At 61.3% G+C, this 9495-nt stretch carries 7 protein-coding genes; 2 read left to right on the plus strand and 5 right to left on the minus strand.

Annotation, left to right across the window (positions count from 1 at the left end):
* Positions 1-84: 84 nt before the first annotated feature.
* Positions 85-2589: a glycerol-3-phosphate 1-O-acyltransferase PlsB gene (plsB, locus tag CGA21_RS27685; protein ID WP_188265495.1), complete on the minus strand. Its 2505-nt coding sequence runs from the start codon at positions 2587-2589 to the stop codon at positions 85-87.
* A gap of 164 nt (positions 2590-2753) precedes the next feature.
* On the opposite strand from plsB, the gene CGA21_RS27690 reads away from it, so the two are divergent.
* Positions 2754-2963 carry a cold-shock protein gene (locus tag CGA21_RS27690; RefSeq protein WP_008035470.1) on the plus strand — a complete coding sequence of 70 codons (210 nt, stop codon included), beginning with the start codon at positions 2754-2756 and terminating at the stop codon, positions 2961-2963.
* Between the two features lie 90 nt (positions 2964-3053).
* On the opposite strand, the gene CGA21_RS27695 is transcribed toward CGA21_RS27690, so the two are convergent.
* The 4 genes from CGA21_RS27695 to CGA21_RS27710 form a co-directional block, all read right to left on the minus strand.
* The gene (locus tag CGA21_RS27695) at positions 3054-3431 is read right to left on the minus strand and encodes a hypothetical protein (RefSeq protein WP_188265496.1); all 378 of its coding nucleotides are present in this window, start codon (positions 3429-3431) and stop codon (positions 3054-3056) included.
* A gap of 84 nt (positions 3432-3515) precedes the next feature.
* On the minus strand, positions 3516-4325 hold the full coding sequence (locus CGA21_RS27700; RefSeq protein WP_188265497.1) for a putative RNA methyltransferase: 810 nt from the start codon (positions 4323-4325) through the stop codon (positions 3516-3518).
* Positions 4325-5476 carry a succinyl-diaminopimelate desuccinylase gene (gene dapE / locus CGA21_RS27705; protein ID WP_110748674.1) on the minus strand — a complete coding sequence of 384 codons (1152 nt, stop codon included), beginning with the start codon at positions 5474-5476 and terminating at the stop codon, positions 4325-4327. Before dapE ends, CGA21_RS27700 begins: the two co-directional genes overlap by 1 nt.
* Positions 5477-5705: 229 nt before the next feature.
* Complete coding sequence (locus CGA21_RS27710) at positions 5706-8297, minus strand: glycosyltransferase (RefSeq protein WP_188265498.1); 2592 nt, start codon at positions 8295-8297, stop codon at positions 5706-5708.
* Between the two features lie 216 nt (positions 8298-8513).
* Here CGA21_RS27710 and tcdA point away from each other — a divergent pair, with 216 nt between their 5' ends.
* Positions 8514-9323, plus strand: a complete 810-nt coding sequence (gene tcdA, locus CGA21_RS27715) for a tRNA cyclic N6-threonylcarbamoyladenosine(37) synthase TcdA (RefSeq protein WP_020799876.1) — start codon at positions 8514-8516, stop codon at positions 9321-9323.
* Positions 9324-9495 lie beyond the last annotated feature (172 nt).

Consider the following 9495-nt stretch of genomic DNA (forward strand, 5'->3'; position numbering starts at 1 on the left):
TGCGGCCGCTGCGATCAGGGATATTTTTTTCATTGGTGGATCTTCGTATCGACGGCGCCAGAACTGACTGGCGCCATGATCAATCTAGACGGTTCGTTCGGGCGTTGCGGGTTGATCCGCCGCATCTTCACTGCGATGCAACGCCACTTGGCGGATCGACAGCCGAATCTCCGCCGGCAATACCCGCTTGGCCGCGCCTTCTGCCAGTTCGCCGAGCAGTTCGTGATAACCCAGCTTGCCCGCCTCGTCGCGCTTGAGCACGTCGAGGTCCTGCAGAGTCTGGATGAAATGGCGGAACAGGCTCTTGTCGAAGAACTCCGGGGCGTTCAGGCCATGCAGGATCGACAGGCGCTGGGCCATGACCGTGCACAGGTCTTCCAGTTCTTCGGCGCTGATGCTGTTCTGGCCGCTGTTGAGCAGCAGGGACACAGTCATGTAGAAGCGCTGCAAGGTCTGGGCAATGCTTTTCGACAGCAGCGTCAACAGCACGAAATGCCGCGAGCTCGGGGCCGGGCGCAGGTAGACGTCATTCTCGAAACGCAGCAGGCCTTGTTCGACGAACGCTTGCAGCCATTGGTCGATCACTCCGTCCAGCTCTTCCAGCGGCCAGCGAATGAACAGCTCCGCTTGCAGGTAGGGGTACAGCGCACGGGTGTAGCGCAGGATCTGTTCGCGGCTCATGCGCGAGGCACTTTGGAAGAAGCTCGCCAGTAACGCCGGCAGCGCGAAGATGTGCAGCACGTTGTTGCGGTAATAGGTCATCAGGACGGCGTTCTGCTCGTCCAGATAGAGAATCTTGCCCAACGCATCGCTTTGCTCCGAGAGCAGGTCCATGTCCTTCACATGCTCGATCAACGCTCGGCCATCACCTTCGGGCAGGGTGGTGTGGGGCGAGTACGGGACTTTTCGCAACAGCGCCAGGTACAGGTCGAGGACCCGCGCCATGGCGCGGTCGTCCAGGGCCAGCCGACTGGTGGACAGCAGCGCCAGCGCAACCAGGTTGACCGGGTTGATCGCCGCCGCTTCGTTCAGGTGCTGCGCGACTTTTTCACCGAGGCGGTTGGTGGTTTCGTTGAGCCAGGCGGGTTTGAACTGGGGGGCCAGTTCCTGCTCGCGCCAGTTTGGCTGCTCGCTGTCGAGAAATTGCGCCAGTTTGATCGGCTCACCGAAGTTCACCGCGACTTGACCGAAGCGCTGCTTGAGCGCGCCGATGACCTTGAAAATGTCAAAGATCGATTCTTTCTTCTTGCTCGCGCCACGCAGCTCGCCCAGGTAGGTCCGGCCTTCCAGCACGCGCTCGTAGCCGATGTACACCGGCACGAAGACGATGGGCACGCGTGACGAACGCAGGAAGCTGCGCAGGGTGATCGCCAGCATGCCGGTTTTCGGTTGCAGCATGCGCCCGGTGCGCGAACGGCCGCCCTCGACGAAGTACTCCACCGGGAAGCCCTTGGTGAACAGGGTGTGCAGGTATTCGTTGAACACCGAGGTGTACAGCGGGTTGCCTTTGAAGGTGCGACGCATGAAGAACGCACCGCCGCGCCGCAGCAGGCCGCCGATCCCGGGCATGTTGAGGTTGATCCCGGCGGCGATGTGCGGCGGGGTCAGGCCGTTGCGAAACAGCAGGTAGGACAGCAGCAGGTAGTCGATGTGGCTGCGATGGCAGGGGACGTAGATCACTTCGTAACCCGGGGCAACTTTCTGCACGCCTTCGATGTTGTTGACCTTGATGCCATCGTAGATTTTGTTCCAGAACCAGCTGAGCACCACTTCCATGAAGCGGATGGCGGTGTAGGTGTAGTCCGAGGCGATCTCGTTGCCGTAGCGCAGGGCCTGGGCCTTGGCTTTCTCCGGCGAGATGTTCTCGCGCTCGGCTTCGTCGAGGATCGCCTGCTTTACCAGCGGCTGGTTGACCAGGCCCTTGACCAGGTTGCGTCGGTGGGAAATATCCGGACCGATGACCGCGGTTTTCAGGTTGCGAAAGTGCACCCGCAGAATGCGTTGGGCCATGCGCACGGTGCGTTCGTGACCTTTGTTGTGCTCGATCAGTTCACGCAGGTGGATCGGCGCGGAAAACTGCACGCGGGTCTTGCGCCCCAGCACGATGATGCTCAGCAAGCGGCGCAAGCGCCCGGTGACTGCCCAACTGTCGGCGAACAACAGTTTCCACGGGCTGTTTTCGCTGTCCGGCGACTGCCCCCAGAACACGCTGACCGGAATGATCTGCGCATCTTCGGCGGCGTTCTGGCTCAAGGCACTGACCAGGCGGGTCAGGGTGGGCGGTGCGCCGCGCTTGTCCTGACGCCCGAGCCAGTCCGGGTCCGGTGTCAGGTAGAAGAACGCGGCCGGTTCCAGCAGGTTGCCCACCGATACCGGCAGCACCGGACGCGGCAGGCCGGCCTTGGTGCATTCGGTGTCGACCACGGCCAGGTCGGTCAACGAAGGATTTTGCAGGACGTAGAACACCGGGCGACTGCGATCGAGGTTGAGGGTGAACGACGACTGGTTGATCGTCTCCGAGCGAACCCAGAGGTACAACAGTCGGCGCAGGGTGCCAAACACAAGACGGCGGAACGGGGAGCGGGTCATACGGCTTCTGCGTGAGTGAATAAAACCGAGCGTTTGCTCGGGCGGGAGACAGTGTGCCGGATTCGTCGAAAATCGGCAAAAAAGCGCTCAACCATTCTGTAGTTGAGAGTTTCTGCGCCTGTCATATACTCGGGCGCTCAAAATAAAAACAAGGGGGTACTGACATGGCAACGCGCGAAACCGGCAATGTGAAGTGGTTCAACGACGCCAAGGGCTACGGTTTTATTCAACGCGAGGACGGGGTGGACGTGTTCGTGCATTACCGCGCGATTCGCGGTGAGGGGCACCGTTCGCTAACTGAAGGCCAGCAGGTCGAGTATGGGGTGGTAACCGGCGAGAAGGGTTTGCAGGCTGAGGATGTGGTGGGGCTGTAATCCTGAGATCAAAAGATCGCAGCCTGCGGCAGCCCCTACAGGTGTACACATAACCCTGTAGGAGCTGCCGCAGGCTGCGATCTTTTGCGGTTAAGCAGTTTTCCAGGTGATCTCTTCTTCACCATCGGCGCTGATGCGAATCCAGCGATCCGCCGTATCTTCACCTTCTTCCTCGACCCAGCTACCCGGTGCGCAGCGCACTTCGACGTTCAACGCGGCGAAGGCAGCGCGGGCGCAGGCGATGTCATCTTCCCACGGCGTCTGGTCGCTTTCCAGGTACAGGCTGTTCCACTTTCCTACGGCCTTGGGCAACCAGGTCACCGGCACGTTGCCAGCCTTGCACTTGTAGGTCTGGCCTTTCTGTACCCAGTCGGTGCACGGGCCCAATGCCGTGCCGAGCCAGGCCGAGATGGCCTTGTGGTCGACGTCGGCGTCTTTCAGGTAAATCTCGATATCGGGCTGGCGCATGGATGTCCTCACTGCGTGTCTGAAAAATCCATTCGCGGATTTAGCCGGTCTTGAGCCGTTGCCCAAGACCAAAAATGGTTGAAGTTATTGAAGTACGAAGTAATCGTAGCGCATCGATACGGTGACTTCGAAAGGCTCGACCTGCTCAATGACCGCTGCCCGGCGCTCGGCACTGGCGCGCCAGCCGTGGGGGGTCATGGCCAACAGGTTCGCCCGGTCCTGACCACTGGCAAGTGTCAGTTTGAAAGTCAGGGTTTCGCTGTGAGCCAGCGCCATGCCTTCAGGCACCAGGTCCAGGTGCTTGTCGTCGATGTACTCGCGGACTTCGTCGTACAGCCGCTCACGCAGCTCCATCAGGTGGCCGCTGGTCGGTCCGACTTTCATCAGGCCGCCACCGGGGCTGAGCAGGCGCTTGGCTTCGTCCCAATCCAGCGGGCTGAAAACGCTGGCCAGGAACTGACAGCTGCCCGATGCCAGCGGCACGCGGGCCATGCTGGCGATCAACCAGGTGAGCTTGGGGTTGCGTTTGCAGGCGCGCTTGACCGCTTCCCGGGAAATGTCCAGGGCGTAGCCGTCGGCGTCCGGCAAGGCGTCGGCGATTTGCGCAGTGTAATAACCCTCGCCACAACCGATATCGATCCAGCGCTGTGGCGCGTAACCTGCCGCCAGTTCCGCCAGGCGCTTGGCCACCGGCGCGTAATGGCCGGCGTTGAGGAAGTCGCGGCGGGCTTCGACCATCGCCTGGTTATCCCCAGGGTCGCGGCTGTTCTTGTGCTGCACCGGCAACAGGTTCAGGTAACCCTGGCGCGCACGGTCGAAACGATGCCCGGCGGGGCAGGCCACGCCGTTGTCCACCGCGCTGAGCGGTTCACTGCAGATCGGGCAAGCGAGCATCAGGCGAGCAACTTGATCAGGGTCTGGTAGTAGATTTCGGTCAACACATCGAGGTCGGCCGCCAGCACGCGCTCATTGACCTGGTGGATGGTCGCGTTGACCGGCCCCAGCTCGACCACCTGCGTGCCCATGGTCGCAATGAAGCGACCGTCGGAAGTGCCACCGCTGGTGGACGCCTGGGTTTCACGACCGGTGATGTCCTTGATGCTCGAGGACACGGCGTCGAGCAGCGCGCCCGGTTCGGTGAGGAACGGCAGGCCGGACAGTGCCCAGTCGATGTGCCAGTCCAGGGCATGCTTGTCGAGAATGTCGGCGACACGTTTTTGCAGGCCTTCAACGGTCGACTCGGTGGAGAAGCGGAAGTTGAATACGGCGACCAGGTCACCCGGGATGACGTTGGTCGCGCCGGTGCCGGAGTTGACGTTGGAAATCTGGAAACTGGTCGGCGGGAAGAAATCGTTGCCGTGGTCCCAATGCTCGGCGGCAAGTTCCGCCAGCGCTGGAGCGGCGAGGTGAATCGGGTTCTTGGCCAGGTGCGGGTAGGCCACGTGGCCCTGTACACCACGCACGGTCAGCTTGGCGCCGAGGGAACCGCGACGGCCGTTCTTGACCACGTCACCGACCAGGGTGGTGCTCGACGGTTCGCCGACGATGCACCAGTCCAGACGCTCCTTGCGTGCGACCAGGCGTTCAATCACGGCCTTGGTGCCATGGTGCGCCGGTCCTTCTTCGTCGCTGGTGATCAGGAAGGCGACCTTGCCCTTGTGATCCGGGTAATCGGCGACGAAACGCTCGGCGGCCACGGTCATGGATGCCAGGCTGCCTTTCATGTCTGCCGCGCCACGGCCGCAGAGCATGCCGTGTTCGTCGATGACTGCGTTGAACGGATCGATTTGCCAGGCGGTCACGGGACCTGTCGGCACCACGTCGGTGTGGCCGGCGAAGCACAGTACCGGGCCATCGTGTTTGCCGTGGGTGGCCCAGAAGTTATCCACATCTTCGATGCGCATCGGTTCCAGCATGAAACCGGCATCGCCCAGGCGCTGCATCATCTGCTTCTGGCAATCGGCGTCGAGCGGCGTCACGGACGGACGGCGGATCAGGTCGATGGCGAGTTGAAGGGTCGGCGAAAGGTCGGCGTGGGCCGTCATGGGAAACTCCGGAAATCATGAATGTGGGCGCGGACCCACTGTGGGAGCGAGCCTGCTCGCGAAGGCGGCGTGCCAGTCAACATAAACGTTGATTGTTACAACGCCTTCGCGAGCAGGCTCGCTCCCACAGGGATCAGGTCCGGCCATTGGGCCGTAGGCCCTGCAAAATGGCGGTTATCTTAAAGCAAAACGGCGACCATTGGCCGCCGTTTAGTGCATCGGCGAAGATTTAGACCGCTGGCGCCGTTTCGGTTTCGGCGGTCGGCTTCGGCAGGGAGGAGAGGAACGCCATGATCAGCGCCGCCAGGTACGGCAGCGACTGCACCAGCAGCATGGTCACCCAGAAGCGCATGTCGTTGCTCGGCATGCCGTTCACCAGGAAAATCCCCAGCGCGGCGCCCCACAGCAACAGCATGATGAACACCTCTTCCCGGGCCTCCGAAATCGCCACCCAGAAGCCGTGGTTATCGGCGTTCTTCGGCGTGCGGAAGAACGGGATGCTGCTGGTGAAGAACCCGTACAACACCGCCTTGGCGATGGTGTGCGACAACGCAAGTCCCGCCAGTGCCGCGCAGAACGCATCCTTGAGGTTCACCCCCACCGCCCGTCGGTAGAGGAAGATGATCTTGCCGACCTTGAACACGAACAGCGCCAGGGGCGGGATCGCGAAAATCAGCAACGGCGGATCGACCCGCTGCGGCACGATGATCATCGCCGCCGACCACAACAGCGCGCCGACAGTGAAGAAGATGTTCATGCCATCGGCGACCCACGGCAACCAGCCCGCGAGGAAGTGGTAGCGCTGGCCGCGGGTCAGCTCGGTGTCCTTGCCGCGCAGCAGGCTGTGGGTGTGACGCTTGATGATCTGGATCGCGCCATAGGCCCAGCGGAACCGCTGTTTCTTGAAGTCGATGAAGGTGTCGGGCATCAGGCCCTTGCCGTAGCTGTCGTGGTAATACGCCGCCGACAGGCCTTTTTCGAACACGCGCAGGCCCAGCTCGGCGTCTTCGCAGATGCACCAGTCGGCCCAGCCCAGCTCCTCGAGCACCGAGCGCCGGGTCATCGTCATGGTCCCGTGCTGGATGATCGCGTCACGGTCGTTACGGGTAACCATGCCGATGTGGAAGAAGCCCTTGTATTCCGCGTAGCAGAGCTTCTTGAAGGTGCTTTCGTTCTGGTCGCGGTAATCCTGCGGCGACTGCACCACGGCGATTTTCGGGTCGGCGAAGTGCGGCACCATGTGCTTGAGCCAGTTGGGGTGCACGCAGTAATCGGAGTCGATCACCGCGATCACTTCGGCATCCTTGGCCGTGTGGGGGATCAGGTAGTTCAGCGCGCCGCCCTTGAAACCGGCCAAGGGGGCGACGTGGAAGAACTTGAAGCGCGGGCCGAGGGTTTCGCAGTAATCGCGCACCGGTTCCCAGACCGCCGGGTCCTTGGTGTTGTTGTCGATGATCAGGACTTCGAAGTCCGGATAGTCGAGATTGGCCAGGGCGTTGAGGGTCTCCTTGACCATCTCCGGAGGCTCGTTGTAGCACGGCACATGGATGGATACTTTCGGTCGATAGTTCGAATCACCGACCACCGGCAGGAATTCCCGGCGCCGCTTGTGGATCCACACGGCTTCGGCCAGTTCGTGGGCCTCGGTCAGCAACACGATGAACACCCCGAGGGCACCAAGGGCGAGCAGGAAGCCCACCGTCAGGCTGAACCAGGTGCTGTATTGCTGGCTGTAGTCATAACCGATCCACACCAGCACCGAACCGCAAAGGAACGCGATAAAGGTCAGGAAGGTGCGACCACGCTGGCGCAGGGCCGAGCCGTCGATCATCAGCAGGGTCAGCGACAGCAGCGCCAATACCACCGAACCGATGGCCAGCACGCGCCATTGCGGGATCGCGACCACCGGACCTTCGAAGTTGAATTTCTGTTGGCGTGCGGCGTTGAACACACCCCAGTAGGCGCCTACCGAACCTTCGTCACTGGCCTTCCACGGCTGGTCGAACGCTTCGATCACGAAGTAGTTGAAGCCCTGGCGGTTGAGCTTGTTGACCAGGGTTCGCAGATAGATCGCCTGGTCTGCCGGCGACGCATCGGCGCCGCCGCGCATGCGGCCGTTGCTCGGCCAGCCCACTTCGGAGAGCAGCAGCGGTTTCTTCGGGAACATCTTTTTCAGGTCGCGAGCCCGGTCGAGGACGAACTGTCCGGCCTTGTCCATCGGGATGAACTCCCAGTAAGGCAGCACGTGGGCGGCAATCAGGTCGACGTGCTTGGCCAGTTCGGGGTGTTCTTCCCAGACGTGCCACTGTTCGGACGTGGTCACCGGCACCTTTACGGCGGCGCGAACGCGATCAAGGATCACGCTCAGTTCGGCCGCGGTGATTTCCTTGCGGAAAATGGCTTCGTTACCTACAACGACGCGCACGACGCTGCGCGAAGAATTGGCGATTTCGATGGCGCGGGTGATTTCCCGCTCGTTGCGTTCCTGGTCCGGGCTGATCCAGATCCCCAGTGTCACCCGCAGGCCAAACTCTTCCGCCAGCTTGGGAATGTTTTCCAGCGTCCCGTCGACCGAGTAAGTACGGATGTTGTCCGTCAGCTTGCTCATGATCTCCAGGTCACGACGCATTTGATCGTCAGTTGGGTACTGCTCCTTCTGTGGGAATTGACCCTGCTGGAAAGGTGAGTACGAGAAGCCGGAGATCTGTTCGGGCCAGTTGGGGGCGGTCACCGGGCGATTGATCAGCGCCCAGAAACCGGTAAACAAGGCAGCGATGGCGAGCACCACCACCAGGTTGAGTCCAAATTTACGCGATGACATAGTTATTTCGGGTTCCAAAGACTGTGGAACGAAGGAACGGTCGGACCGCCAAGGGGGGCGAATCCTACACTAGGCATTCTCTGAACCTATAGCGGACAGGGAATTACCCGACATTGGGCAATTCACTTTCACATAAGTTCTTACACTTACCGCTCGAACCCTAAAATTTCGTGCGACGAAGCCCTATACTGCGCGCCGGTTTTTGAGGTGATGGTCATGAGTACAGAAGATCCGCGGTTTGCAGGCATCGCCCGTTTGTATGGCATCGAGGGCCTTGAGCGCCTGCGCGCGGCGCATGTGGCGATTGTTGGCGTCGGTGGCGTCGGTTCCTGGGCGGCGGAAGCCATGGCCCGTTGCGGTGTCGGCGAGATCTCGTTGTTCGACTTGGACGATGTCTGTGTCAGCAACGCCAACCGCCAGTTACACGCACTGGACAGCACCGTCGGCAAACCCAAGGTCGAAGTGATGGCCGAGCGCTTGCGCGGGATCAATCCCGATTGCACGGTGCACGCGGTGCCGGATTTCGTCACCCGCGAGACCATGGCCGAGTACATCACGCCGAACATCGATTGCGTGATCGACTGCATCGACAGCGTCAACGCCAAGGCGGCGCTGATTGCCTGGTGCAAGCGGCGCAAGATCCAGATCATCACCACCGGCGGCGCGGGCGGGCAGATCGATCCGACGCTGATCCAGGTCTGCGACCTCAACCGTACGTTCAATGACCCGTTGGCGTCGAAAGTGCGCTCCACCTTGCGCCGCGACTATGGCTTCTCGCGCACCGTGACCCGTCATTACAGCGTGCCGTGTGTGTTCTCCACCGAGCAACTGCGCTACCCGAAACCCGATGGCAGCATTTGCCTGCAGAAGAGTTTCGTCGGTGATGGTGTGAAACTTGACTGCGCCGGTGGTTTTGGCGCAGTGATGATGGTGACGGCGACCTTCGGCATGGTCGCGGCGACCAAGGCGGTGGACAAGATCGTGGCGGGTGTGCGACGGCCGGCGGAGCGCGTCAAACCTTCCTGACTGATCGTTCCCACGCAGAGCGTCACTAGTGTCCGGTAAAAACCAAAGGGGGAGCTTGCTCCCCCTTGCTGTTGGCGGCCGTCAGTCATAATCGGATTTTTCAGACTCGATTTTGGCTCATGTTTACCAGCACCCGTTTAGCCCACCTGCTCAGTGCGATCCCGCGCCAGTT

The sequence above is a fragment of the Pseudomonas sp. PSB11 genome (genome assembly GCF_014596605.1).
GTDB lineage: Bacteria > Pseudomonadota > Gammaproteobacteria > Pseudomonadales > Pseudomonadaceae > Aquipseudomonas > Aquipseudomonas umsongensis.